Source organism: Pseudomonas sp. PDM21 (assembly GCF_014852505.2).
GTDB lineage: Bacteria > Pseudomonadota > Gammaproteobacteria > Pseudomonadales > Pseudomonadaceae > Pseudomonas.
This window is the reverse complement of record NZ_CM181223.1, coordinates 1056561-1079677: the sequence shown is the minus strand read 5'-3', so window position 1 is coordinate 1079677 and position 23117 is coordinate 1056561. Positions and strand designations below refer to the sequence as shown.

Genomic DNA, 23117 nt, shown 5'->3' with positions numbered 1-23117 from the left:
TTCAGTCTCCTGTCTGCGGGCGCAGGCCCTTCGGGGTGAGCGCACGCTGCAACCATTGCAGCAGCAGGTCGGCGGCGATGGCCAAGAGGCTCACCAGCACGGCGCCGACCACCAGCATGGGCATGTTGGATTGGCTGATGGAATTGAGGATGAGGACGCCCAGGCCACCGGCACCGATCACCGCGGCGATGGTCATCACGCCGATGTTCATCACCACGGCGGTGCGCACGCCGGCGAGGATCACCGGTACGGCGATGGGGATGTCGACCATCCGCAGGCGCTGCCAGAAGGTCATGCCGATGCCCTTGCCGGCTTCGCGGATGCCGGGTTCGACATTGGTCAGCGCGAGGTAGGTGTTGCGCAGGATCGGCAGCAGCGAATAGAGGAACACCGCGGTGATCGCCGGCAGCGGGCCGAGGCCCTGGCCGATCTTCGAGTAGAGCGGCAGCATCAGGCCGAACAGCGCGATGGACGGGATGGTCAGCACCACGGTGGCGGCGCCCTGCAGCGGCCCGGCGAGCCAGCGGAAGCGCGTCATCAGCACACCCAGCGGCACGCCGACGATGATCGCCAGGCCCACGGCGATGGACACCAGCATCAGGTGTTGCAGGGTCAGCTGCCCGACCTGGGTCCAGTCCAGGCGGGAAATCACGGTCATGAAGTCCATGTCAGTTTTCCTCCTGTGCGGGTTGTTCCTCGACAGGCTTGGCCTTGTCGCCCAGCAGGCCGTGCTCGCGCAGGAACTTCTGCGCCACGCGCTGCGGCGGCTCCTGTTCGATGTCGACCTGGGCGTTGAGCGCCTGCATGGTCTTGTCGTCGAGCAGGTCGGAGATGGGCTCGAACAGGGTCTTCAGCTCCGGATGCTTCTGCAGCGCATCGGCGCGCAGCACCGGGGCGGCGTTGTAGAAGGGGAAGAAGTGCTTGTCGTCTTCCAGCACGCGCAGCTTGAAGTCCTTCAGGCGACCATCGGTGGTGTAGACGAGGCCGACGAACACCTGGCGGTTCTTCAGCGCGGTGTAGACCAGCCCGGCATCCATCTGCCGCACGTCGTCGCGGGTGAAGTGCAAGCCGTACAGCTCGCTCATCGGCGCGAGGCCGTCGGGGCGCCCGGCGAATTCCGGGTCCATGGCGAACAGGTGGGTCTTCTTCGCGCCCTGCTCCTTCATCACCCGCGCCAGGTCGCTGAGGGTACGCACGCCGAGTTGCTCGGCCTGCTCCTCGGGCATCGCCAGGGCGTAGGTGTTGTTGAACGGCGCCGGCTTGGGCCAGACCAGCCCCTTCTTGCCGTCCAGCTCACGGACCTTGGCCAGCGACTGCTGGGCATCCAGCTTGTCCTTGATCTTGTTGTAGACGATCAGCGACGAGCCGGTGTACTCCCAGACCAGGTCCAGCTGGCCGCTCTGCTGGGCGCTGCGTGCCAGGGTGCTGCCCAGGCCGTTGGTGACCTTCACCTCGTAGCCCTTGCTCTGCAGGTACTGCGCGGTGATGGCGGTGAGGATGCGCTGTTCGGTGAACGGCTTGCCGCCGATGCGGATCACGTCGGCCGCGTGCGCCGCTCCCGTGGCGGCGGCGAGCAGCAGGCCCAGCGCGCCAAGCAGACGTTTCATGCCGGCTCCTTTGAAATCGAGTCCCTTCATTGCGTCAGCCCCCGTTCCAGCACGGTGCGGCTGAACAGCACCACCAGGCCATCGAGCACCAGCGCCAGCAGCGCGGTGCACACGGCTCCGAGCAGTAGCTTGGACTGGTCGTCCAGGGCGATGCCGGGGAAGATCAGGCTGCCCAGGCTGTTGGCGCCGATCAGGAAGGCCAGCGGAGCGGAACCCACGTTCAGCGCCAGGGCGATGCGCACGCCCCCCATGATCAGCGGCACGGCGTTGGGCAACTCGACCCGCAGCAGCACCTGGCGCGGGGTCATGCCAATACCGGTGGCCGCTTCCTTGAGCGAGGCCGGCACGGCGCGCAGGCCTTCGTAGGTGTTGCGCACGATGGGCAGCAAGGATGCTAGGAACAGCGCGAGGATCGCCGGACCGTTGCCGATCCCGACAATCGCCAGGGCAATGGCCAATACGGCCAGCGGCGGGATGGTGTTGCCGACGTTGAACACCTGCATCAGGCGTTCGGCCTGCCCCTGCAGAGCGGGCCGGCTGAGCAGGATGCCGGCGGGAATACCGACCGCAACGGCGGCCAGCATGGATGCGAACACCAGGACCAGGTGTGCCTGCAGGTAGAACAGCAGGTCTTCGCGGTACTGCCACAAGGTGGCAGGGGTGATCCAGTGGATCAGCAAAGCCAGAACAACGACTGCGAAGCAGACGCCGAACAGGGCCTTGCCCGTGGTGGTTTTCACCATGGTTGGGGGACTCCCTTCGGGTGCGCGGCGACTGGCATCGCCCCGCTCACATGACGCTCGATCCCGTCCAGAAACCCATCTGGGACCGCAATTAAACGCGACGGGAATCAAGCACTTGCGAATGCGTTTGCGGATTACCGTCGCGAAGGGGTGGACCCCCGTCCGTGCCCATCCGTTCAATAAATTTGCCATCTTTGTGCCATCGCGCGCAGGCGAAATCGGCGTCAGGCCCCATGGTCCGGGGGCTGTGGGTGACAAAGTTTTTTTCAAAAAAATCGCTGCACCGGCTGAACCATCGCCCCGGTGCACTTGCCCAACGCCGGATGCGCCCGGCGAACACGCACGCGGTTTCGCTCAGCGGTTATCATCGGGTTCCTTTCGCGTGCCCCCGACCCATGGATAGGTCACTCGGGGCCGGCGTCTTGCCTACCACGGAGATCCTTCACCATGCTTGATCTGGCTGCGGCGTTCATCGCGCTGACCACCCTGCTCACCTACGTCAACTACCGCTTCATCCGCCTGCCGCCGACCATCGGTGTCATGGCCACCGCCCTGGTGTTCTCCTTCATCGCCCAGGGCATGTCGCTGCTCGGCTATCCGGTCCTTGAAGTCGAGATGCAGCAGATCATCAGCCGCATCGACTTCTCCGACGTGCTGATGACCTGGTTCCTGCCCGCCCTGCTGTTCGCCGGCGCGCTGCACGTGAACCTCGCCGACCTGCGCAACTACAAGTGGCCCATCGGCCTGCTGGCCACCTTCGGCGTGCTGATCGCCACCACGGTGATCGGCTACCTGGCCTACTACACCTTCGCCCTCTTTGGCTGGCACGTGGACTTCATCTACTGCCTGCTGTTCGGCGCCCTGATCTCGCCCACCGACCCCATCGCGGTGCTGGGCATCCTCAGGTCCGCCGGCGCGCCCAAGCCGCTGGCCACCACCATCGTCGGCGAGTCGCTGTTCAACGACGGCACCGCCGTGGTGGTCTTCACGATCCTGCTGGGCATCCTGCTGGCCGGCGAGACACCCACCGTGTCCTCCATCGCCTGGCTGTTCGTGCAGGAGGCCATCGGCGGCATCCTGTTCGGCGCGGCGCTGGGCTACGGGGTGTTCCTGATGATGCGTGGCATCGACCAGTACCAGGTGGAAGTCATGCTGACGCTCGCCCTGGTGATCGGCGGCGCGGCGCTGGCGGCACGGCTGCACGTGTCGGCGCCGATCGCCATGGTGGTGGCCGGCCTGATCATCGGCAACCAGGCGCGGCAGTACGCCATGTCCGACGAGACGCGGCGCTACATCGACAAGTTCTGGGAGCTGATCGACGAGATCCTCAACGCCCTGCTGTTCGCCCTGATCGGCCTGGAGCTGCTCCTGCTGCCATTCAACTGGCTGCACGTGGTCGCCGCCTTCGTCCTCGGCGGCGCGGTGCTGATCTCGCGCCTGCTCACCGTGGCCCCGGCCATCCTCGTGCTGCGTCAGCGGGAAAACGGCCGCCGCCAGGTACCTGCCGGCACCATCCGCATCCTCGTCTGGGGTGGCCTGCGTGGCGGCGTCTCGGTAGCCCTGGCGCTCTCCCTGCCGCTGGGCGAGCAGCGCGACCTGATCCTCAGCCTGACCTACGTGGTGGTGCTGGTGTCGATCCTGCTCCAGGGCCTGTCCATCGGCCCGCTGGTGCGTCGCATCTACAAGGGCGCCGAGACCGTCGCCGACAGCCATCACTGAAAGCCCCATCAAAGGCCAAGCGCCTTGCGTCGCCGGGTCTGCCGGCGACGCCTCGAATCAGGCTATAATCCCGCGCTTTTCGGGCCGCTCGCCGCCCGTCTTCACCGAATCGACCAGGCACCCATCCATGAGCATCCAAGCCGCCGAAGTCGCGAAGCGCCGTACGTTCGCGATCATTTCCCACCCCGACGCCGGTAAGACCACCATTACCGAGAAGCTCCTGCTGATGGGCAAGGCGATTGCCGTCGCCGGTACCGTGAAGTCGCGAAAGTCCGACCGCCACGCCACCTCCGACTGGATGGAGATGGAGAAGCAGCGCGGCATCTCCATCACCACCTCGGTGATGCAGTTCCCCTACCGCGAGCACATGATCAACCTGCTCGACACCCCCGGCCACGAAGACTTCTCCGAAGACACCTACCGCACCCTGACCGCGGTGGACTCGGCGCTGATGGTCCTCGACGGCGGCAAGGGTGTAGAGCCGCGCACCATCGCCCTGATGGAAGTCTGCCGCCTGCGCGATACGCCCATCGTCAGCTTCATCAACAAACTCGACCGCGACATCCGCGACCCGATCGAGCTGCTCGACGAAATCGAAGCGGTACTGAAGATCAAGGCCGCGCCGATCACCTGGCCGATCGGTTGCTACCGCGACTTCAAGGGCGTGTATCACCTCGCCCAGGACAAGATCATCGTCTACGTGCCGGGCCACGGCCACGAGCGCATCGAGACCAAGGTCATCGACAAGCTCGACTCGGACGAAGCACGCGCGCACCTGGGCGACCTCTACGACAACTTCCTCGAAGAGCTGGAACTGGTGCAGGGCGCCTGCCACGAGTTCGACAAGGACGCGTTCCTCAAGGGCGAGATGACCCCGGTGTTCTTCGGTACCGCGCTGGGCAACTTCGGTGTCGACCAGGTGCTCGACTGCATCGTCGACTGGGCCCCGCAACCGCTGGAGCGTGGCGCCCACGAACGCACCGTGGCGCCGACCGAGGAGAAATTCTCCGGCTTCGTGTTCAAGATCCAGGCGAACATGGACCCGAAACACCGCGACCGCATCGCCTTCATGCGCATCTGCTCGGGCAAGTACGAGAAGGGCATGAAGATGCGCCACGTGCGCCTGGGCAAGGACGTGAAGATCGCCGACGCGCTGACTTTCTTCTCCAGCGAGCGTGAGCAGCTGGAAGAGGCCTTCGCCGGCGACATCATCGGCCTGCACAACCACGGCACCATCCAGATCGGCGACACCTTCACCGAAGGCGAGGCGCTGGGCTTCACCGGCATCCCGCACTTCGCCCCGGAACTGTTCCGCCGCGTGCGCCTGAAGGACCCGCTCAAGTCCAAGCAGCTGCGCCAGGGCCTGCAGGAACTGGCCGAGGAAGGCGCCACCCAGGTGTTCTTCCCCGAGCGCAACAACGACATCATCCTCGGCGCCGTCGGCGTGCTGCAGTTCGACGTCGTCGCCAGCCGCCTGAAGGAGGAATACAAGGTCGAGTGCGCCTACGAGCAGATCAACGTCTGGTCCGCGCGCTGGATCGAGTGCAAGGACGAGAAGAAGCTCAAGGAGTTCAAGGACAAGGCCTTCGAGAACCTGTCCGTGGACGGCGGCGGCCACCTCACCTACCTGGCCCCGACCCGCGTGAACCTGAGCCTGATGGAAGAGCGCTGGCCGGACATCACCTTCCGCGCCACCCGCGAACACCACTGAGTTCGCCGCTCACGAAAACGCCCGCCTTGCGCGGGCGTTTTCATTTGCGCCGATCGGATTCTCGCAGGAGCAATTCTGCGTTACGGATCAAGTGCGCCCGAACTCCAGGTGCTGGAAGTCGCGCTGCCGGTCAGCTTGGCAGCGATGGCGCCCTGCGGGATCAGCCGGTCGCGATAGCGTGTGGCAAGCAGCCCACTCTGCGGTGCGAGCAGGATGTGCTCGCTGCTGGCGTCGCCGGGGCGGGCAATGATGCGCGCGAAGCGCTCGCCCGCCTCGATGTACTCGCCTAGCTCGCGTTCGAAAACCAGCACGCCGGCAGCCGGGGCGAACACGGTTTCCATGAAGCCCATTGGCGTGGCAACTCCCTTCCACTCCGGCAACGGCCCGGCATCGCTCACCACGCCACGGGCGCCCAGGAAACGGTAGAGACCATCGGCATCCTGCTGTGCCAGCGCGTCGCTGACGTCACCCTGGCCGCGCAGTTCGACGGTTGCCACCAATCGCCCGGCGAAGCGCTGTTCGGCCAGCCACGGGGCGATCACCACCTCTTCGAACGCCCCATCGCCATCGCCTTCCCAGATGATCGCCAGCTCCGCGCGAAGGGCGGCAGCGAGGTCCTGCGCGACAGGCCAGAAGCACTCGTGGATGTAGACATACTGCAGCGCCTCGTCATCGGTGTGCAGGTCGAGCACGATATCCGCCGGCGCGGCCAGTTCTGCCACACGTTTCTGCCACAGCGTGAGGTTATCCAGGGTGCCACTGGCGGCCGCCGAGGCGATGAAGCCACGATTGAAGTTGCGCGAGGTCGCGTCGTGGTTCCTACCGAGAATCCGTCCCTGGCGGAACTGCGCGATGCCGAAGGGATTGGCCTGCGGCACCACCGTCACGCTGCCATTGAGCGCACCGCGTTCGGCGGCATCACGCAGGCGTGGCAGCAGTTCGTGAAGCACCAGCATCCCGGCGATTTCATCGGCATGCACACCGGCCTGCAGGTGCACCTTCGGCCCCGGCCTGCCGCCATCGATACGCCAGGCGCGCACGCGCAGCTCGGCACCTGAATCACCGGGTACGCTGAAGGATACGTCCTCGATCATCTGCCTTCTCTCCTCTGTCTCGCCTCTGTCTCGCCTCTGTCTCGCCTCTGTCTGCTCTCTATCCAAAAGGCCCGTGGAAATCTTCCTCGTCGCCTCCTAGTATCGAAACCGTTCGCCGCTTGCCGGCACCACGCAACACAGGACGCCCGCCCTTGGATATCCCCCGCCAGAAAGCCCAGCGCGCCACACCCGAGGAACGCCGCGACCATCTCGTGCGCGCCTGCCTCAAGTGCCTGGTCGCCGATGGCCATGCGGGCATCTCGGTGCGTCGCATCGCCAAGGAAGCCGGCGTTGCCGTGGGTCTGGTCAACCACCACTTCGGCAGCATCGACGCGCTGGTCGCCCAGGCCTACGAAACCCTCGCCAGCGAGGTGACCCAGGCGCTCTACCGGCAGGTCGACGCGGCCGGCCACGACCCGGCCGTGCGCATGGAAGCCTTCCTCACCGGCTCCTTCTCACCCCAGGTGCTCGACCCCGACCTGCTCAGCCCCTGGGTAGTGTTCTGGAGTCTGATCCGTCACTCGCCGCCGGTGAACGAGGCGCACGAGCGCGGCTACCACAGCTACCTCGCGATCCTCGAAAAGCTCATCAGCGAACTCGCCAGCGCCGAGGGTTTCAGCGTGGCGCGCCCGCGACTTGCCGCCATCGGTCTCTCCGCCATGCTCGACGGACTGTGGCTGGAGTGGTGCCTGAACCCCTCGACCTTCACCGCCGCCGACGGTCTCGAACTCAGCCGTTGCTGGGTAGAGGGACTCCGCCGAGGTGCCTACGCGTAATCACTCAAACTGCCGTCCTTGCACGGCGCTTGCCCAGCCATGAACGCTGCGTCGTCTTCTGCTCGCGGCGAACCGGCGTGGCGCGCTCCAGCACGGCAAACAGCGCTTCGATGATGAAGGTCAGGCAGACATAGATCGCCGCCACCAGCAGCAGCGGCTCATAGATCTGGAAGGTCTGCGCACGCACCACGTTGGCGGCGCCGAGAAGGTCGACCACGGCGATGGTGGAAGCCAGCGCGGTGGACTTGAGCAGCATCACACTTTCCCCCGCCAGCGTCGGCAGCAGCAGGCGAATCGCCCGCGGCAACCACACGCGGTAGAGCACCAGCGTGCGGTTCATGCCGAACGCCGAAGCGGCCTCCAGCTCGCCACGCGGCACGGCCTTCAGGCCGCCACGAACCACCTCGCCGACGTAGGCCCCGACCGAGAGGATCAGCGCGATCACGATGTACCAGAAGCCGTCGCGCAGGTACGGCCAGAGAAAGCTGCCGCGGATCAGCGGGAACTGCGCGAACAGACTGCCCAGGCCGTAGTAGAAGATGTAGATCTGCACCAGCAGCGGGGTACCGCGAATCACGCTGGTGTACGCCAGCGCCAGGCGCGAGACCAGGAAGTTGCGCGACATCCGCGCCAGCGCCACGCCCAGCGCCAGCACGAAGCCCAGCGTGGCGGAAATCAGCAGGATCACCAGGGTGGTGCCCAGGCCCTTGAGCAGCAGGGCCCCGTAGACGAATAGCCAGTGTTCGTTCATCGCCGCGCCTCGTTCAGACCGCCGGAATCCAGCGGCGGAAGCGCCGCTCCAGGTAGCCCGCGAACAGGTTGGAAAGCACGGTGAGCACGTAATACAGCGCCGCCGCGGTGAGGTAGAAGGTCAGGTAGTGACGGGTCGAACCGGCGGCCTGCTTGGCGGTGTAGAGCAATTCGTTGGTACCCACCACACTGATCAGCGCGCTGTCCTTGATCAGGTTGACCCACAGGTTGGCCATGCCGGCCAGCGCGTTGGGCGCCATCATCGGCAGGGTCACCCGGCGGAACAGGCCGAAGCCGTGCATGCCGTAGGCGCGCGCCGCTTCGATCTGGCCATAGGGAATCGACTGGATGGCGCCACGGAAGATCTCCGAGGCGTAGGCGCCCTGCACCAGGCCGAGCACGACGATGGCCACCATCATGCCGTTGAGCTTCACCTGGCCGTAGCCGAGCCACTCGAAGAACTGGTTCAGGCCCATGGAGCCGACGTAGAACAGCAGCAGGATCAGCAGCAGCTCCGGCACCGCCCGGCACAGCGTGGTATAGCCGCGCGCGAGCATCGCCAGAGGGCGCGGTCCGCCGATCTTGGCGCTCGCCGCGGCCAGGCCGATCAGCAGGCCGACGAGGAAGGCGCCGACTGAAATCTGCAGGGTGACCAGCAGCCCCTTGAGCAGGGCCGGGCCCCAGCCGGTTGGGCCGAAGCCGATCAGGTCGAAGATGCTTTGCATGGCCGTCTCCAGGGTGGGAGGCTCAGGGTCGTCCCCGTCCCCGTGCCCGCAGCGGGCACGGGGACGGCTCACGCCAGAATCACTGCTTGGGCGCGACGCTCATGCCGAAGTACTTGTCCGACAGCGCCTTGTAGTCATCGCTGGCGAGCAGCTTGCCGATGGCCTCGTCCATCTTCGCTTTCAGCTCGGTATCGCCCTTGCGCATGCCGGCACCGACGCCGCGGCCGAACAGCGGGTCGTACTTCACTTCACCCTTGTTGACGATGCCGGCCGCCTGGGCATCCGGCGACTTGACGAAGGACGCCACAGCGATGCCGTCGGCCATCATCAGGTCGATGCGCCCGGCTACCAGGTCGGCGTTCACCGAGTCCTGGGTGTCGTAGTAGCGCACGTCGGCGATCTTCTCGTAGTACTGCTTGAGGTAGTTGGAGCTGACGGTGGAGATCTGCACGCCGATGGTCTTGCCCTTCAGGCCCTCGGGGCTGATCTGCACGTCCACCGCCTGCGGCGCGGCGACGGCCACCGGGGTGTCGTAGTAGGGACGGCTGAAGGCGATCTGCTTCTCGCGCTCATCGGTGATCGACAGGGAGTTGAAGATCACGTCGATCTTCTTCGCCAGCAGCGCCGGGATGATGCCGTCCCAGGCCACCTCGTCGATCTCGCAGGTCGCCTTCATCTCGGCGCAGACCTTGTGGATCAGATCCGGCTCGAAGCCGACCCAGCTGCCATCGGGCTGCTTCTGCGAGAACGGCGGATAGGGTTCGGCGGCCAGGGCGAAGCGGATCGTCTCGGCCTGAGCGCTTGCCACGCCGGCCACCAGCATCGCCGCACCCACCATCAGATTGCACAGACCTTTCTTGTTCATCGTGATCCCCTGCATTGTTTTACTTAGTGTTGGGTCACGCTCATCGATGCGCCGACAGCGCGGCATCGGTCAGCGATTCTGGTGCGCGTTGACAAACTGCCGGCAGCGCTCGCTGCGCGGCCGCGAGAAGACCTCCTCGGCGGTGCCTTCTTCCTCGATCAGACCCTTGTGGAGGAAAGCCACGTGGCTGGATACGTCACGGGCGAAAGCCATCTCATGGGTGACCAGGATCATGGTCCGCCCCTCCTCCGCCAGCGAGCGGATCACCTTCAGCACTTCACCCACGAGCTCCGGGTCCAGCGCCGAGGTCGGCTCGTCGAACAGCATCACTTTCGGCCGCACGGCCAGCGCGCGGGCAATGGCCACGCGCTGCTGCTGACCACCGGAAAGGAAGGCTGGGTACTCGTGGCGCTTCTCGGCCAGGCCGACGCGCTCCAGCAGCGCCTCGGCACGTTGGCGGGCCTCGGCCTTGCTCTCGTGGAGGACGAAGGTCGGCGCCTCGATCAGGTTCTCAAGCACGGTGCGGTGCGGCCACAGGTTGAAGCTCTGGAACACCATGCCCAGCTGCGAGCGGATGCGGGTGAGCTGCTTCTGGTCGGCCACCATCGGCTCGCCGTGGCGGTTCTGGGTCAGGCCGATGGTCTCGCCGTTGACGGTGACCGAGCCCTGGTTGGGAATTTCCAGCATGTTGATACAGCGCAGCAAGGTGCTCTTGCCCGAGCCGCTGGCGCCAATCAGCGAGATCACCTCACCCTCGCGCGCCGACAGCGACACGCCCTTGAGCACCTCGAAGTCGCCGAAGCGCTTGTGGATATCGCGCACTTCGATCACCGGCCTGGACTGCGCTTGCGGCCCTTGTAGGAGCGAGTCATGCCCGCGACCCGCTTCGCCACGCGGCACATCACGGACGGAGTCCGTTCCTACGGAATTGGCCTTCGCCGGAAGGGATTCGACAAAGCGAATGATCCGCGCACAGGCCTCCGCCATGCTCTCGTCGCTCAACCCGAAGGACAGCCGCACGAAGCCCATCGCCTGCGGGCCGAAGGCCGCTGCGTCAAGCACCGAGACGCCAGTGGCGTGGAACAGCTGCCAGGAGAAATCCAGCGAGCTGAGGCCGGTGTCGCGCACGTCGACCATGACGAACATGCCGGCCTCGGGCGACAGCACCTTCACCCGAGGGCAATCGCTCAGCGCGGCGACCACCAGGTCGCGGCGGCGGCAGTAGATCTCGCGCATTGTCGTGACAACCTCGTCGTGACGCTCCACCGCCGCAAGGGCGGCTTCCTGCACGAAGCCCGGCAGGCCGTAGAACATGTTCAGCGCGAGGTTTTCCAGGTGCCCGACCAGCGTCGGGTTGGCGACTATCCAGCCGGCGCGCCAGCCGGTCATGGCGTGGGATTTCGACAGGCTGCCGATGCTCAGGGTGCGCTCGGCCATGCCCGGCAGGGCAGCGAAGCTCTGGTGTTCGCGCTCGAAGGTCAGGCCCTCGTACACCTCGTCCACCACCACCCAGAGGTCGTGGGCCTCCGCCAGCGCGGCAATGGCCAACAGCTCGTCGCGGTCCAGCACGACACCGGTAGGGTTGCTCGGATTGGCGAGGAAGATCGCCTTCGTGCGCGGGGTGATCGCTGTGGCGATATCGGTGGCCAGCGGGCGGAAGCCGTTTTCAGGACGGGTCGGTACCCCGACCAGCACCGCGCCGGTGGCTTTCAGCGTGGCTTCGTAGGTGACGTAGACCGGGTCGAAGGTGATGACCTCGTCGCCCTTCTCCAGCAGGCACATCGCGGCGGCAAACAGGCCGTTCTGAGCACCGGCGACGACGATGACGTTCTCGGGCCCTGCCTTTTGGCCGAAACGCCGCTCATGCAGTGCCGCGATCGCCTGGCGCAGTGCAGGCTTGCCGGCCACGTCACTGTAATGGGTGTCGCCGTCGCGCAACGCGGAAACGGCGGCATCGGTGATGAAGTCCGGAGTTGCGAAATCGGGGTCGCCGACGCTGAGCACTATCACGTCGCGGCCGGCTCGCTGGGCGGCGATGGCGGCGTAGTGAATGTCCCAGGCGGCGACGCCGGGTCCGACCATCCTGTCCACAAGCGACGAATAACGCATGCAAGGGCCTCATCCGAATGACGGAATGTCCTGCAGAAGGGTCCGCAGGAGCGTTGGGCCACCATAGCCAAGGATGAACGAGTGTTCAACAGCGTTTTCCGACATCAGCTATGTCGTTTTCAGACCGTTCACTCAACTGACTCTTCACCTTCAGGTGCGACACGTCGCAATTCGACCGACGAACGGAATCACGACATCCACTTAACGGCTTCTTAACGAACTCCCCCGTAGCGTTCTCTCACCCCCTGACAGAGCCGTGACGGCCTTTGGAACACCACATGGAAATGCCCTTCCTCCCCTTCTCCCGCCCCAGCATCGGCGAGGAGGAGATCCAGGCAGTCAATGAAGTGCTGCGCTCGGGCTGGATCACCACCGGGCCGAAGAACGCCGAACTGGAGCAACGCTTTGCCCAGTCGATCGGCTGCCGCCACGCCGTGGCGCTGTCCTCCGCCACCGGAGGCATGCACCTGGCGCTGCTGGCCCTGGGCATCGGCCCGGGTGACGAGGTGATTACCCCGTCGCAGACCTGGGTCTCCACCGTCAACATGATCAGCCTGCTGGGCGCCACCCCGGTGTTCGTCGATGTCGACCGTGACACTCTGATGACCGACGCCGCCCGCATCGAGGCCGCGATCACTCCGCGTACCCGCGCCATCATCCCGGTGCACTACGCCGGCGCCGCCTGCGACATGGACCCGATCGACGAGCTCGCCCTGCGCCACGGCATCCCCGTGATCGAGGACGCCGCCCACGCCGCCGGCACCTCCTACCGTGGCCGCGCGATAGGCCAGCGCGGCACCGCGATCTTCTCCTTCCACGCGATCAAGAACCTCACCTGCGCCGAGGGCGCCATGTTCGTCACCGATGACGAGGTCCTGGCCAACCGCGTACGCACCCTGAAGTTCCACGGCCTGGGCGTCGACGCCTACGACCGCCTGACCCACGGCCGCAAGCCGCAGGCGCAGGTGGTGGAGCCGGGCTTCAAGTACAACCTCACCGACATCAACGCCGCCATTGCCCTGGTCCAGCTGCCCAAGCTCGAAGCGATCAACGCCCGCCGCGCCGAACTGGCCGCCGGCTACGCCGAGCGCCTGGCGCACCTGCCCGTGCAACCGCTGGCGGTGCCGGAATACCCGCAGCATCACGCCTGGCACCTGTATGTCCTGCGCATCGACCAGGAGCGCTGCGGCATCGATCGCGACGCCTTCATGCAGGGCCTGCAGCAGCGCGGCATCGGCAGCGGCATCCACTTCATCGGCAGCCACCTGCACAGCTACTACCGCCAGCGCTACCCGCGCGTGCAACTGCCCAACACCGAGTGGAACTCCTCGCGGATCGTCTCCATCCCGCTGTTCCCCGACATGACCCAGGCCGACCAGGACCGTGTGGTCGACGCCATCGAAACCCTGCTTCGGTAACGCCACCGTGAAACCCTATCCGATCCATCGCGTGTCCATCGTCATCCCGGTGTACAACGAAGAGGCCAGCCTGCCCGAGCTGCTGCGCCGGACCACCGCCGCCTGCGAACAGCTGGGCCGCGACTACGAGATCGTGCTGATCGACGACGGCAGCCGCGACAGCTCCGCCGACCTGCTGCAGGAAGCCGCGCAGGCGCCGGGCAGCCATGTGGTGGCGGTGATCCTCAACCGCAACTACGGCCAGCACGCCGCGATCATGGCCGGTTTCGAGCAGTGCCAGGGCGACCTGGTGATCACCCTCGACGCCGACCTGCAGAACCCGCCGGAAGAAATCCCGCGCCTGGTGGCCGAAGCCGCCAAGGGCTATGACGTGGTCGGCAGCGTCCGCCAGCAACGCCAGGACTCCGCCCTGCGCCGCTGGCCGTCGAAGGTGATCAACCTCGCCGTGCAGCGCTCCACCGGCGTGGCGATGAACGACTACGGCTGCATGCTGCGCGCTTATCGCTCGAGCATCGTCAAGGCGATGCTCGCCTGCCGCGAGCGCAGCACCTTCATCCCGATCCTGGCCAACAGCTTTGCCCGCCACACCAGCGAGATCCTCGTCGCCCACGCCGAGCGCGAGCACGGCGAGTCGAAGTACGACTTCCTGCGCCTGATCAACCTGATGTTCGACCTGGTCACCTGCATGACCACCTCGCCGCTGCGCCTGCTGTCCTTCGTCGGCGGCGGCATGGCGGTGGCCGGCTTCGCCTTCGCCCTGATGCTGCTGGTGCTGCGCCTGCTGTTCGGCGCCGCCTGGGCCGGCCACGGGGTGTTCGTGCTGTTCGCCGTGCTGTTCATGTTCACCGGCGTGCAGCTGGTCGGCATGGGCCTGCTCGGCGAGTACCTGGGGCGCATGTACAACGACGTGCGCGCCCGCCCCCGCTTCTTCATCGAGCGCATCGTCCGCACCGAGACGCCGCGCGCCCCGATCACCACTTCTTCCCCTTCTTTCGAGTCCATCCAGCCATGACCCAGCAGACCATCGTCTTCGCCTACCACGACTTCGGCTGCGCCGGCATCGAAGCGCTGCTCGCCTCCGGTTACCAGATCGACGCCGTCTTCACCCACGCCGACGATCCCAAGGAGAACCGCTTCTATGGCTCCGTAGCGCAGCTTTGCGCTCGCCTGGGCATCCCCGTGCACGCCCCGGAAGACGTCAACCACCCGCTGTGGGTCGCCCGCATCCGCGAGCTGCAGCCGCAGTACATCTTCTCCTTCTATTACCGCCACCTGCTCAGCGAAGAGTTGCTGGCCTGCGCCGCCAGGGGCGCCTACAACCTGCATGGCTCGCTGCTGCCGCGCTACCGTGGCCGCGCCCCAGCCAACTGGGTGCTGGTCAACGGCGAGACCGAGACCGGCGTGACCCTGCACCGCATGGTCAAGCGCGCCGATGCCGGCGGCATCCTCGCCCAGCAGCGCATCGCCATCGGCGCCGACGACACCGCCCTGGTGCTGCACGGCAAGTTGCGCGAAGCCACCCGCGAGCTGCTCGCCTCCGCCCTGCCGCGCCTGGCGCGCGGTGAGCTGCAGGAGGTCGCCCAGGACGAATCCCGCGCCAGCTACTTCGGTCGCCGCACTCCGGCGGACGGCCAGCTCGACTGGAAACGCCCGGCCCGCGAATTGCACAACCTGGTCCGCGCCGTCACCCAGCCCTACCCCGGCGCCTTCGCCCCGGTGGGCGATCGCAAGCTGATCGTCTGGAGCTCGCGCGTTGCAGCCGGCAACAACGGTATGGCGCCCGGCTCGGTGCTCTCGGTCGATCCCCTGCGCATCGCCTGCGGCGAAGACTCGCTGGAAATCCTCTCCGGCCAGCAGAATGACAGCGGCCTGTTCCTCGCCGGCCCGCAACTGGCCCGCGAGATGGGCCTGGTGGACGGCTCGCGCCTGCACGGCGCGGTCGGAAAGCCCAAGCGCAAGACCCGCGTGCTGATCCTCGGCGTCAACGGCTTCATCGGCAACCACCTCTCCGAACGCCTGCTGCGCGACGGCAACTACGAGGTCTACGGCCTGGACATCGGCTCCGATGCCATCGAGCGCCTGAAGGGCAACCCGGACTTCCACTTCGTCGAAGGCGACATCAGCATCCACACCGAGTGGATCGAGTACCACATCAAGAAGTGCGACGTGGTCCTGCCGCTGGTGGCCATCGCCACACCGATCGAATACACCCGCAACCCGCTGCGCGTGTTCGAACTGGACTTCGAGGAAAACCTCAAGCTGGTCCGCTACTGCGTCAAATACAACAAGCGCGTGATCTTCCCGTCCACCTCCGAGGTGTACGGCATGTGCACCGACGCCAACTTCGACGAGGACACCTCCAACCTCATCGTCGGCCCGATCAACAAGCAGCGCTGGATCTACTCGGTCTCCAAGCAACTGCTCGACCGCGTCATCTGGGCCTACGGCCAGAAGGGCCTGAAGTTCAGCCTATTCCGTCCGTTCAACTGGATGGGCCCGCGCCTGGACCGCCTGGACTCCGCGCGAATCGGCAGCTCCCGCGCCATTACCCAGCTGATCCTGCACCTCGTGGAAGGTACTCCGATCCGCCTGGTCGACGGCGGCGAGCAGAAGCGCTGCTTCACCGACGTGGACGACGGCATCGAAGCGCTGGCGCGCATCATCGACAACGAAGGCGGCCGCTGCGACGGGCAGATCGTCAACATCGGCAACCCGGACAACGAAGCCAGCATCCGCCAGCTGGGCGAAGAGCTGCTGCGCCAGTTCGAGGCCCACCCGCTGCGCGACCAGTTCCCGCCCTTCGCCGGCTTCCGCGAAGTGGAAAGCCGCAGCTTCTACGGCGACGGCTACCAGGACGTGTCGCACCGCAAGCCGAGCATCGAGAACGCCCGTCGCCTGCTGGACTGGCAGCCGAGCGTGGAGCTGTCGGCCACCATCGGCAAGACCCTGGACTTCTTCCTCCGCGAAGCCCTCGCCGAGCGCACCGGCGGTGCTCCCCACGCCTTTCCGCTGAAAAGCATCGCCTGATGCGGGCAGGACTACGCATCGACGTCGACACCTACCGTGGCACCCGTGACGGCGTGCCACGGTTGCTGGACATGCTCGAGGAAGCCGACGTCAAGGCGACCTTCTTCTTCAGCGTCGGCCCCGACAACATGGGGCGGCACCTGTGGCGCCTGATCCGTCCGCAGTTCCTGTGGAAGATGCTGCGCTCCAACGCCGCCGGCCTCTACGGCTGGGACATCCTCCTGGCCGGCACCGCCTGGCCGGGCAAGCCGATCGGCCGCGACCTGGGCCACCTGATGCGGCGCGCCCAGGACGCCGGCCACGAAGTTGGCCTGCATGCCTGGGACCACCACGGCTGGCAGGCCAACGCCGGGCGCTGGAGCTCACAGCAACTGGAGCAGCAGATCCGCCGGGGCGTGGACACCCTCGCCGACATCCTCGGCAACCCGGTGGAGTGCTCGGCGGTGGCCGGCTGGCGCGCCGACGAGCGCACCGTGGAAGCCAAGGAGCGCTTCGGTTTTCGCTACAACAGCGATTGCCGGGGCAACTCCCTGTTCCGCCCGCGCCTGGCCGACGGCCGCGCCGGCACCCCGCAGATTCCGGTGGACATGCCGACCTTCGACGAAGTCGTCGGCCCGCAGGTGGCGCCGTCCGCCTTCAATGACTACATCCTTTCCCGCTTCGACGTAGACGCCTTGAACGTGTACACCATTCATGCCGAGGTCGAGGGCATTCTCATGGCTCACGACTTCCGCCGCTTGCTGGCCCAGGCACGGGCCGGCGGCATTCGCTTCGTTCCGCTGGGCCGGCTGCTGCCGGACGACTCGACCACCCTGCCCGTCGCCAGCCTCGTGCGCGGCGAACTGGCTGGCCGCGAAGGCTGGCTGGGGGTGCAGCACGCATGAAGCGCCTGGCCTACCCGACCCTGCTAGCCGCCTTCGTACTGTGCATCCTGCTGCCGATGGCCTTCCACGGGCTGTGGATTCCCGACGAGTCGCGCAACGCGCAGATCAGCCAGTCCATGCTGCAGACCGGCGACTGGGTTTCCCCGCACCTGCTCGGCCTGCGCTACTTCGAGAAGCCCACTGGCGGCTACTGGCTGACCGCCGTCAGCCAGGCCGTGTTCGGGCAGAACCTGTTCGGCGTGCGTTTCGGCTCGGCGCTGGTCACCGCACTGAGCACCCTGCTGGTCATCCTGGTCGCCCGCCGGTTGTGGAACGACCCTCGCCGCACCTGGGCTGCGGGCCTGCTCTACCTGAGTTTCGGGCTGATCGCGGGCCAAGCCGGCTACGCCAACCTCGACCCGCAGTTCACCTTCTGCGTGAACCTCAGCCTCGGCGCCCTGTGGTTCGCCTTCGAAGCCAGAACCACGCGCGGACGCTTCGCCGCCTGGAGCCTGCTGGGCGCCGCCTGCGCCTTCGGCTTCATGACCAAAGGCTTCCTCGCCTTCCTGTTGCCGGTGCTCGTCGGCCTGCCCTATGCCCTGCTGCAGAAGCGCTTCAGCGAACTGCTGCGCTACGGGCCCCTGGCGGTGCTGGTCGCCGCACTGGTCGCCGCGCCCTGGGCGCTGCTGATCCACGCCCGTGAACAGGACTTCTGGGACTTCTTCTTCTGGCACGAGCACATCCGCCGCTTCGCCGGCGCGGACGCGCAGCACGGTCGGCCGATCTGGTTCTTCGTGCCATTGCTGTTCGCCAGCGCACTGCCCTGGGCGGTGCTGATCTTTCCGGCGCTTCGCAACGGCCTGCAGGGCTGGCGTGACTCCAGGCTGGTATTCCTGCTGCTGTGGTTCGTCATGCCCTTCCTGTTCTTCAGCCTGGCCAAGGGCAAGCTGCCGACCTACATCATGCCCTGCTTCGCCCCGCTGGCCCTGTTGATGGCCGACGCCATCGGCCGTGCACTGCAGCAACGCAGGCTGATCGCGCTGAAACTCAACGGCGCGCTCAACCTGCTGCTGGGCAGCAGCGCGCTGGCCGGCCTGGTGTTCATGCAGGCCCGCCACCCGCAGTACCACGACGAACTGCCCAGCGTGCTGATGGTTGCCCTGGTCTGCGTCGTCTGGCTGCTGACCGGCCTGCTGCAGCTGATGCGGCCCAATCGCTACTGGGCGGCGCCGGCCTTCGCGGCCTGGCTACTGGTGGCACTGGTACCCAATGCGATGCCGAACAAGATGGTCAACAGCAAGATGCCCGATCAGTTCATCGCCGAGCACCTGGACCAGCTCAAGAGCGCGCGCAGCCTGCTGAGCAATGACCTCGGCGCGGCCACCGCCCTCGCCTGGCGTACCCAGCGCAGCGACATCACGCTGTTCAACACCGAAGGCGAGCTGAAGTTCGGCCTGGGCTATCCCGAAGGCCAGGGCCGCAGCATTGCCCCCGAAGACATCCACGCCTGGATCGAGCGCGCCCGCGCCGAAGGCCCCATCGGCGTGATCATGCGGGTCAACAGCGCCAGCGACGAAGCCGAACTGGCCATGCTGCCCAGCGACGCCATCAGCTACCGGCAGAACCATCTGGTGGTCTTGCTGATTCCGCAGGCCACGCCATGACCGCCCTGCTGCTGGCCGGTGTCTGCCTGCTCACCTGCATGGGCCAGCTGGCGCAGAAGCACGCCGTGGAAAGCTGGCGCGATGCCCCCTTGAGCGTGGCGGCGAAGCTTTTCTCGCCCTGGCTTTTGCTGGCCATCGCCTGCCTAGGATTCGGCCTGCTACTCTGGCTGCTGGTCCTGCAGCGTCTGGAGGTCGGCGTCGCCTACCCCATGCTGAGTCTGAATTTCGTGCTGGTGACGCTCCTGGCGAGCCGTCAGTTCGGCGAGCATATCGATGCGCGCCACTGGTTCGGCGTCGCGCTGATCGTTGGCGGCGTCGCCCTGCTGGGGATGCACTCGTGAAGCGCGGCATCGCCTTCGCCCTGGGCAGCGTGGTGCTGGTAAGTGGCGCGCAGCTGGGCATGCGCTGGAGCATGACGCGCCTGCCCTCGCACTGGCCGTTCGATCTCGCGCAACTGGACCTTGCCGCCCTGTCGGCGCTGGCCGGCGCGGTTCTGGCCTACGCGCTGTCGATGCTCTGCTGGCTGCTCGCCCTCAAGCACCTGCCGCTGAGCCGCGCCTATTCGCTGCTGAGCCTGAGCTATGCCTTCGTCTACCTCGGCGCCGCCGTGCTGCCAGGCCTCGGCGAACCCCTGAGCCTGCCTCGCACTCTGGGCGTCGCCCTGGTGATCGCTGGCGTGATCGCGATCAACTCGCCACGCCGTCATGACAGAATAACCGTCATCAAACCCAGCGACGCTCGCTCCGAGCGCACGCAGTTCGACTGACCCCAATCCCGCTTCGAGTTCCTATCCGGGAGAGCACAACATGAAAATCAGCGTATTCGGAATCGGTTATGTGGGCCTGGTGCAGGCTGCCGTCATGGCCGAAGTGGGCCATGACGTCCTGTGCATGGACATCGACGAGGACAAGATCGCCAAGCTCAAGCGCGGCCAGATCAGCATCTTCGAACCGGGCCTCGCCGAGCTGGTGAAGGACAACCTGGAAGCCGGACGCCTGCGCTTCACCAGCGACGTCGCCGAGGCCGCCGCCCATGGCCGGGTGCAGTTCATCGCCGTGGGCACACCGCCGTTGCCCGATGGCTCGGCCGATTTGCGCGCCGTGCTGGCGGTGGCCGAAGGCATCGCCCGCAACCGCACCCAGCCGGTGATCATCGTGGAGAAATCCACCGTACCGGTGGGCACTGGCGACCGGGTCAAGGCCCGCATCCAGGAAGTGCTCGCCGAAGAAAGCCGCAGCCTGGACTTCGAGATCGTCTCCAACCCCGAGTTCCTCAAGGAAGGCTCAGCGCTGGCCGACTGCCGCAAACCCGACCGGATCGTCATCGGCTGCGAAAGTGCCGAGGTGCTGGACGTGATGCGCGAAATCTACGAGCCGTTCAACCGCAACCACGACCGCATCCTGACCATGAACCTGCGCAGTGCGGAACTGACCAAGTACGCCGCCAACTGCATGCTCGCCACCAAGATCAGCTTCATCAACCAGATCGCCGAGCTGGCCGAACACCTGGGCGCCGACATCGAGGCGGTGCGCCAGGGCATGGGCGCCGACCCGCGCATCGGCTACCACTTCATCTACCCCGGCTGCGGCTACGGCGGCTCGTGCTTCCCCAAGGACGTCCAGGCCCTGATCCAGAGCGCCGAGGAAGCCCACTGCTCCAGCGACCTGCTGCGCGCCGTGGAAGCGGTTAACCAGCGGCAGAAGAGCAAGCTGTTCGAGCGCATCCGCAGCTACTACGGCGGCAAGCTCAAGGGACGCACCTTCGCGCTCTGGGGCCTGTCGTTCAAGCCCAACACCGACGACATGCGCGACGCTCCCAGCCGCACCCTGATGGAGGCCCTGTGGGAGGCCGGCGCCAAGGTCCGCGCCTTCGACCCCGAAGCCATGCCCGAAGCGCAGCGACTCTACGGACACGATGAGCGCCTGACCCTGATGGGCACTCCGGAAGCCACCCTGGGCGGCTCGGACGCGCTGGTGATCTGCACCGAATGGCGACAGTTCAAGGCGCCGGACTTCGAGCTGCTGGCCAGCCGCCTGAAAGCCCCGGTGATCTTCGACGGGCGCAACCTGTTCGATCCCGAGCGCGTGGCACGTTACGGCTTCGAGTACTTCCCCATGGGCCGTGGCGACTCGCACCGTCTGCCGGTTCCGGCGCAGGCCGTCGAGCAACGAAACCGACGCAGCGCCTGACCCCCACACCCAACTGGCAGGAGCGCCATGCGCGTAAGCGCGGGCATGGCCCGCTCCTACAGGGGAACACGGCGCTGACGTTCCTGCGTGAAGGCAAGCTCCGCTACACCTGCCCCATCACCATCATCGGCGCCGCCTCGCCGCGCTTGAGCAGCGCATAAAGCACCCCGGTCACCACGCTGCCTGCGGCAATTGCCAGCAAGTAGAGCAACGCATGGTTCATCGCGTTGGGGATCAGCAGCACGAACAGCCCGCCATGGGGCGCGAGCAGCTTGCAGCCGAACAGCATCGACAGCGCACCGGTCAGCGCGCCGCCAGCAATGCTCGCCGGGATCACCCGCAGCGGGTCCTTCGCCGCGAAGGGAATCGCCCCCTCGGAGATGAAGCATAACCCCAGCACCAGCGCGGCCTTGCCCGCCTCGCGCTCGCTCTGGGCAAACTTGCGCCGCGCCAGCAGTGTGGCGATGCCCATGCCGATGGGCGGGACCATGCCGCCGGCCATGACCGCCGCCATCGGCGCGTAGCTCTGCGAGGCGAGCAGGCCGACCGAGAACGCATAGGCCGCCTTGTTGATCGGCCCGCCCAGGTCGACGCACATCATCCCGCCCAGCAGCAGGCCGAGCAGGATGGCGTTGGTGGTGCCCATGCCGGCAAGGAAGTCGGTGAGCGAACGCATCATCGCGGCTACCGGCGAACCCACCACGTAGATCATCACCAGCCCGGTGAACAGGCTGGCCAGCAAGGGAATGATCAGGATCGGCTTGAGCGCCGCGACGCTGGCCGGCAACGGAATCCACCGGGCAATCGCGCGCGCCGAATAGCCCGCGAGCAGGCCGGCGACTATGCCGCCGAGGAAGCCCGCGCCCAGCGTGCTCGCCAGCAGCCCGCCGATCATCCCGGGCGCCAGACCCGGCCGGTCGGCGATGGACCAGGCGATGTAGCCGGCGAGCATCGGCACCATCAGCTTGAACGCCGCGTCGCCGCCGATCTGCATCAGCGCCGCTGCCAGGGTGCCCTCCTGCTTGAACGCCTCGATGCCGAAGACGAAGGACAGCGCGATCAAGAGGCCGCCGGCCACCACCATCGGCAGCATGAACGACACGCCGGTGAGCAGGTGCTTGTAGACGCCACGCGCCTCATTCTTGGCCGGTGCCGCCTGGCTGCCGGCGGACGACGCGGACTCCACCGTCGCCTCCTGCAGCGCACGCTCGATAGTCGCCTGCGGCTGCTTCAGCGCCACGCCGGTGCCGCAGCGGAAGATGCGCTTGCCGGCGAAACGCTCGGAGTTGACCTCGATATCCGCTGCCAGCAGGACCACATCGGCAGCAGCGATTTCTTCCGCACTCAGCGGATTGCGCGCGCCCACCGAGCCCTGGGTTTCCACCCGCAGTTCGACGCCCATCTGCTGCGCCGTCTGCTGCAACGCCTCGGCCGCCATGAAGGTGTGCGCCACGCCGGTCGGGCAGGCGGTCACCGCAACGACCTTCGCCGCGCGCTCCACTGGGACACGCACGCTCGAAGGCTCACCGGGCTGCCAGACCTGCGCCTCTTCCTGCGCTCGCTGTAGAAAGCTGGCAGGCTCGGCCAGCGCCTCGGCAGGCCGGGTCTGGACCAGACGTTTGCCGGCGAAGCGCGAAAGCTCCAGCGGCTGCGTAGTGACCACCAGCACCCAGTCGGCGGCGGCGATCTGGCCGTCGCTCAACTGGCGCTCCGGATGCTGCGGGTCCCATTGTTCGACACACACCGACCAGCCCAGGCGCTCGGCCGCCGCACGCAGCAGGCGAGCGCTGAGCACGCTGGAAATCTGGCCGTTGGGGCAGGCCGTGATCAGGGCAAGGTTCATCGTCATACCTCTTG

The 23117-nt window shown here is 66.4% G+C and carries 20 protein-coding genes; 11 read left to right on the top strand and 9 right to left on the bottom strand.

The genetic code is table 11. The annotated features are described in order from the left end of the window. Position 1 precedes the first annotated feature (1 nt). From IB275_RS05220 to IB275_RS05210, 3 genes are read right to left on the bottom strand one after another with little or no spacing between them, the layout of a single operon-like run. Positions 2–667, bottom strand: a complete 666-nt coding sequence (locus IB275_RS05220; RefSeq protein WP_081517409.1) for an ABC transporter permease — start codon at positions 665–667, stop codon at positions 2–4. A 1-nt stretch (position 668) separates the two neighbouring features. Continuing rightward, positions 669–1607, bottom strand: coding sequence for a glycine betaine ABC transporter substrate-binding protein (locus IB275_RS05215; RefSeq protein WP_192290100.1), 939 nt, complete (start codon positions 1605–1607; stop codon positions 669–671). 26 nt (positions 1608–1633) lie between these two features. Further along, the gene (locus tag IB275_RS05210) at positions 1634–2350 is read right to left on the bottom strand and encodes an ABC transporter permease (protein WP_192290102.1); all 717 of its coding nucleotides are present in this window, start codon (positions 2348–2350) and stop codon (positions 1634–1636) included. 447 nt (positions 2351–2797) lie between these two features. Between IB275_RS05210 and IB275_RS05205 the strand changes: the two genes are divergently transcribed. Both IB275_RS05205 and IB275_RS05200 read left to right on the top strand, forming a co-directional pair. Then, positions 2798–4069 carry a cation:proton antiporter gene (locus IB275_RS05205; protein ID WP_192290104.1) on the top strand — a complete coding sequence of 424 codons (1272 nt, stop codon included), beginning with the start codon at positions 2798–2800 and terminating at the stop codon, positions 4067–4069. A 127-nt stretch (positions 4070–4196) separates the two neighbouring features. Beyond that, positions 4197–5780, top strand: a complete 1584-nt coding sequence (locus IB275_RS05200; protein ID WP_054906664.1) for a peptide chain release factor 3 — start codon at positions 4197–4199, stop codon at positions 5778–5780. An 80-nt stretch (positions 5781–5860) separates the two neighbouring features. Here the strand turns inward: IB275_RS05200 and IB275_RS05195 are convergent, their stop codons facing one another. Further along, the gene (locus tag IB275_RS05195) at positions 5861–6874 is read right to left on the bottom strand and encodes a M14 family metallopeptidase (RefSeq protein ID WP_192290106.1); all 1014 of its coding nucleotides are present in this window, start codon (positions 6872–6874) and stop codon (positions 5861–5863) included. Between the two features lie 152 nt (positions 6875–7026). Here IB275_RS05195 and IB275_RS05190 point away from each other — a divergent pair, with 152 nt between their 5' ends. Continuing rightward, a complete protein-coding gene (locus IB275_RS05190; protein WP_192290108.1) occupies positions 7027–7650 on the top strand; it encodes a TetR/AcrR family transcriptional regulator in 624 nt (207 codons plus the stop codon). Between the two features lie 4 nt (positions 7651–7654). Here IB275_RS05190 and IB275_RS05185 read toward each other — a convergent pair whose 3' ends face one another. The 4 genes from IB275_RS05185 to IB275_RS05170 form a co-directional block, all read right to left on the bottom strand. Further along, positions 7655–8401, bottom strand: a complete 747-nt coding sequence (locus IB275_RS05185) for an ABC transporter permease (protein WP_192290109.1) — start codon at positions 8399–8401, stop codon at positions 7655–7657. Positions 8402–8414: 13 nt separating this feature from the next. After that, the gene (locus IB275_RS05180) at positions 8415–9125 is read right to left on the bottom strand and encodes an ABC transporter permease (RefSeq protein WP_015475765.1); all 711 of its coding nucleotides are present in this window, start codon (positions 9123–9125) and stop codon (positions 8415–8417) included. A 79-nt stretch (positions 9126–9204) separates the two neighbouring features. Further along, complete coding sequence (locus IB275_RS05175) at positions 9205–9990, bottom strand: transporter substrate-binding domain-containing protein (protein ID WP_138212225.1); 786 nt, start codon at positions 9988–9990, stop codon at positions 9205–9207. Positions 9991–10059: 69 nt separating this feature from the next. Then, positions 10060–12099, bottom strand: a complete 2040-nt coding sequence (locus tag IB275_RS05170; RefSeq protein ID WP_192290111.1) for an aminotransferase class I/II-fold pyridoxal phosphate-dependent enzyme — start codon at positions 12097–12099, stop codon at positions 10060–10062. 278 nt (positions 12100–12377) lie between these two features. On the opposite strand from IB275_RS05170, the gene arnB reads away from it, so the two are divergent. From arnB to IB275_RS05130, 8 genes are read left to right on the top strand one after another with little or no spacing between them, the layout of a single operon-like run. Then, positions 12378–13517, top strand: a complete 1140-nt coding sequence (gene arnB, locus IB275_RS05165) for a UDP-4-amino-4-deoxy-L-arabinose aminotransferase (protein ID WP_192290113.1) — start codon at positions 12378–12380, stop codon at positions 13515–13517. A 7-nt stretch (positions 13518–13524) separates the two neighbouring features. Continuing rightward, positions 13525–14529 (top strand): undecaprenyl-phosphate 4-deoxy-4-formamido-L-arabinose transferase, encoded by a 1005-nt coding sequence (arnC, locus tag IB275_RS05160; protein WP_192290115.1) that lies wholly within the window; start codon positions 13525–13527, stop codon positions 14527–14529. Continuing rightward, a complete protein-coding gene (arnA, locus tag IB275_RS05155; RefSeq protein WP_192290117.1) occupies positions 14526–16544 on the top strand; it encodes a bifunctional UDP-4-amino-4-deoxy-L-arabinose formyltransferase/UDP-glucuronic acid oxidase ArnA in 2019 nt (672 codons plus the stop codon). Before arnC ends, arnA begins: the two co-directional genes overlap by 4 nt. Continuing rightward, positions 16544–17428 carry a 4-deoxy-4-formamido-L-arabinose-phosphoundecaprenol deformylase gene (arnD, locus tag IB275_RS05150; protein ID WP_192290119.1) on the top strand — a complete coding sequence of 295 codons (885 nt, stop codon included), beginning with the start codon at positions 16544–16546 and terminating at the stop codon, positions 17426–17428. Before arnA ends, arnD begins: the two co-directional genes overlap by 1 nt. Then, positions 17425–19071: a lipid IV(A) 4-amino-4-deoxy-L-arabinosyltransferase gene (arnT, locus tag IB275_RS05145; protein ID WP_192290121.1), complete on the top strand. Its 1647-nt coding sequence runs from the start codon at positions 17425–17427 to the stop codon at positions 19069–19071. Before arnD ends, arnT begins: the two co-directional genes overlap by 4 nt. Continuing rightward, on the top strand, positions 19068–19412 hold the full coding sequence (gene arnE, locus IB275_RS05140) for a 4-amino-4-deoxy-L-arabinose-phosphoundecaprenol flippase subunit ArnE (protein WP_192290123.1): 345 nt from the start codon (positions 19068–19070) through the stop codon (positions 19410–19412). The genes arnT and arnE overlap by 4 nt, the downstream gene beginning before the upstream one ends. Positions 19413–19471: 59 nt before the next feature. Then, on the top strand, positions 19472–19837 hold the full coding sequence (gene arnF / locus IB275_RS05135) for a 4-amino-4-deoxy-L-arabinose-phosphoundecaprenol flippase subunit ArnF (protein WP_494514435.1): 366 nt from the start codon (positions 19472–19474) through the stop codon (positions 19835–19837). 40 nt (positions 19838–19877) lie between these two features. Beyond that, positions 19878–21260, top strand: a complete 1383-nt coding sequence (locus IB275_RS05130; RefSeq protein WP_192290127.1) for a UDP-glucose dehydrogenase family protein — start codon at positions 19878–19880, stop codon at positions 21258–21260. A gap of 103 nt (positions 21261–21363) precedes the next feature. On the opposite strand, the gene IB275_RS05125 is transcribed toward IB275_RS05130, so the two are convergent. Further along, positions 21364–23103, bottom strand: a complete 1740-nt coding sequence (locus IB275_RS05125; RefSeq protein WP_192290129.1) for a PTS fructose-like transporter subunit IIB — start codon at positions 23101–23103, stop codon at positions 21364–21366. Positions 23104–23117: the final 14 nt, after the last annotated feature.

What these genes read in the sequence shown, in the direction of transcription:
- IB275_RS05220 (WP_081517409.1), bottom strand. Translation starts at nt 667, where the DNA reads ATGGACTTCATGACCGTGATTTCCCGCCTGGACTGGACCCAGGTCGGG.
- IB275_RS05215 (WP_192290100.1), bottom strand. Translation starts at nt 1,607, where the DNA reads ATGAAACGTCTGCTTGGCGCGCTGGGCCTGCTGCTCGCCGCCGCCACG.
- IB275_RS05210 (WP_192290102.1), bottom strand. Translation starts at nt 2,350, where the DNA reads ATGGTGAAAACCACCACGGGCAAGGCCCTGTTCGGCGTCTGCTTCGCA.
- IB275_RS05205 (WP_192290104.1), top strand. Translation starts at nt 2,798, where the DNA reads ATGCTTGATCTGGCTGCGGCGTTCATCGCGCTGACCACCCTGCTCACC.
- IB275_RS05200 (WP_054906664.1), top strand. Translation starts at nt 4,197, where the DNA reads ATGAGCATCCAAGCCGCCGAAGTCGCGAAGCGCCGTACGTTCGCGATC.
- IB275_RS05195 (WP_192290106.1), bottom strand. Translation starts at nt 6,874, where the DNA reads ATGATCGAGGACGTATCCTTCAGCGTACCCGGTGATTCAGGTGCCGAG.
- IB275_RS05185 (WP_192290109.1), bottom strand. Translation starts at nt 8,401, where the DNA reads ATGAACGAACACTGGCTATTCGTCTACGGGGCCCTGCTGCTCAAGGGC.
- IB275_RS05180 (WP_015475765.1), bottom strand. Translation starts at nt 9,125, where the DNA reads ATGCAAAGCATCTTCGACCTGATCGGCTTCGGCCCAACCGGCTGGGGC.
- IB275_RS05175 (WP_138212225.1), bottom strand. Translation starts at nt 9,990, where the DNA reads ATGAACAAGAAAGGTCTGTGCAATCTGATGGTGGGTGCGGCGATGCTG.
- IB275_RS05170 (WP_192290111.1), bottom strand. Translation starts at nt 12,099, where the DNA reads ATGCGTTATTCGTCGCTTGTGGACAGGATGGTCGGACCCGGCGTCGCC.
- arnB (WP_192290113.1), top strand. Translation starts at nt 12,378, where the DNA reads ATGGAAATGCCCTTCCTCCCCTTCTCCCGCCCCAGCATCGGCGAGGAG.
- arnA (WP_192290117.1), top strand. Translation starts at nt 14,526, where the DNA reads ATGACCCAGCAGACCATCGTCTTCGCCTACCACGACTTCGGCTGCGCC.
- arnD (WP_192290119.1), top strand. Translation starts at nt 16,544, where the DNA reads ATGCGGGCAGGACTACGCATCGACGTCGACACCTACCGTGGCACCCGT.
- arnT (WP_192290121.1), top strand. Translation starts at nt 17,425, where the DNA reads ATGAAGCGCCTGGCCTACCCGACCCTGCTAGCCGCCTTCGTACTGTGC.
- arnE (WP_192290123.1), top strand. Translation starts at nt 19,068, where the DNA reads ATGACCGCCCTGCTGCTGGCCGGTGTCTGCCTGCTCACCTGCATGGGC.
- arnF (WP_494514435.1), top strand. Translation starts at nt 19,472, where the DNA reads ATGCGCTGGAGCATGACGCGCCTGCCCTCGCACTGGCCGTTCGATCTC.
- IB275_RS05130 (WP_192290127.1), top strand. Translation starts at nt 19,878, where the DNA reads ATGAAAATCAGCGTATTCGGAATCGGTTATGTGGGCCTGGTGCAGGCT.
- IB275_RS05125 (WP_192290129.1), bottom strand. Translation starts at nt 23,103, where the DNA reads ATGAACCTTGCCCTGATCACGGCCTGCCCCAACGGCCAGATTTCCAGC.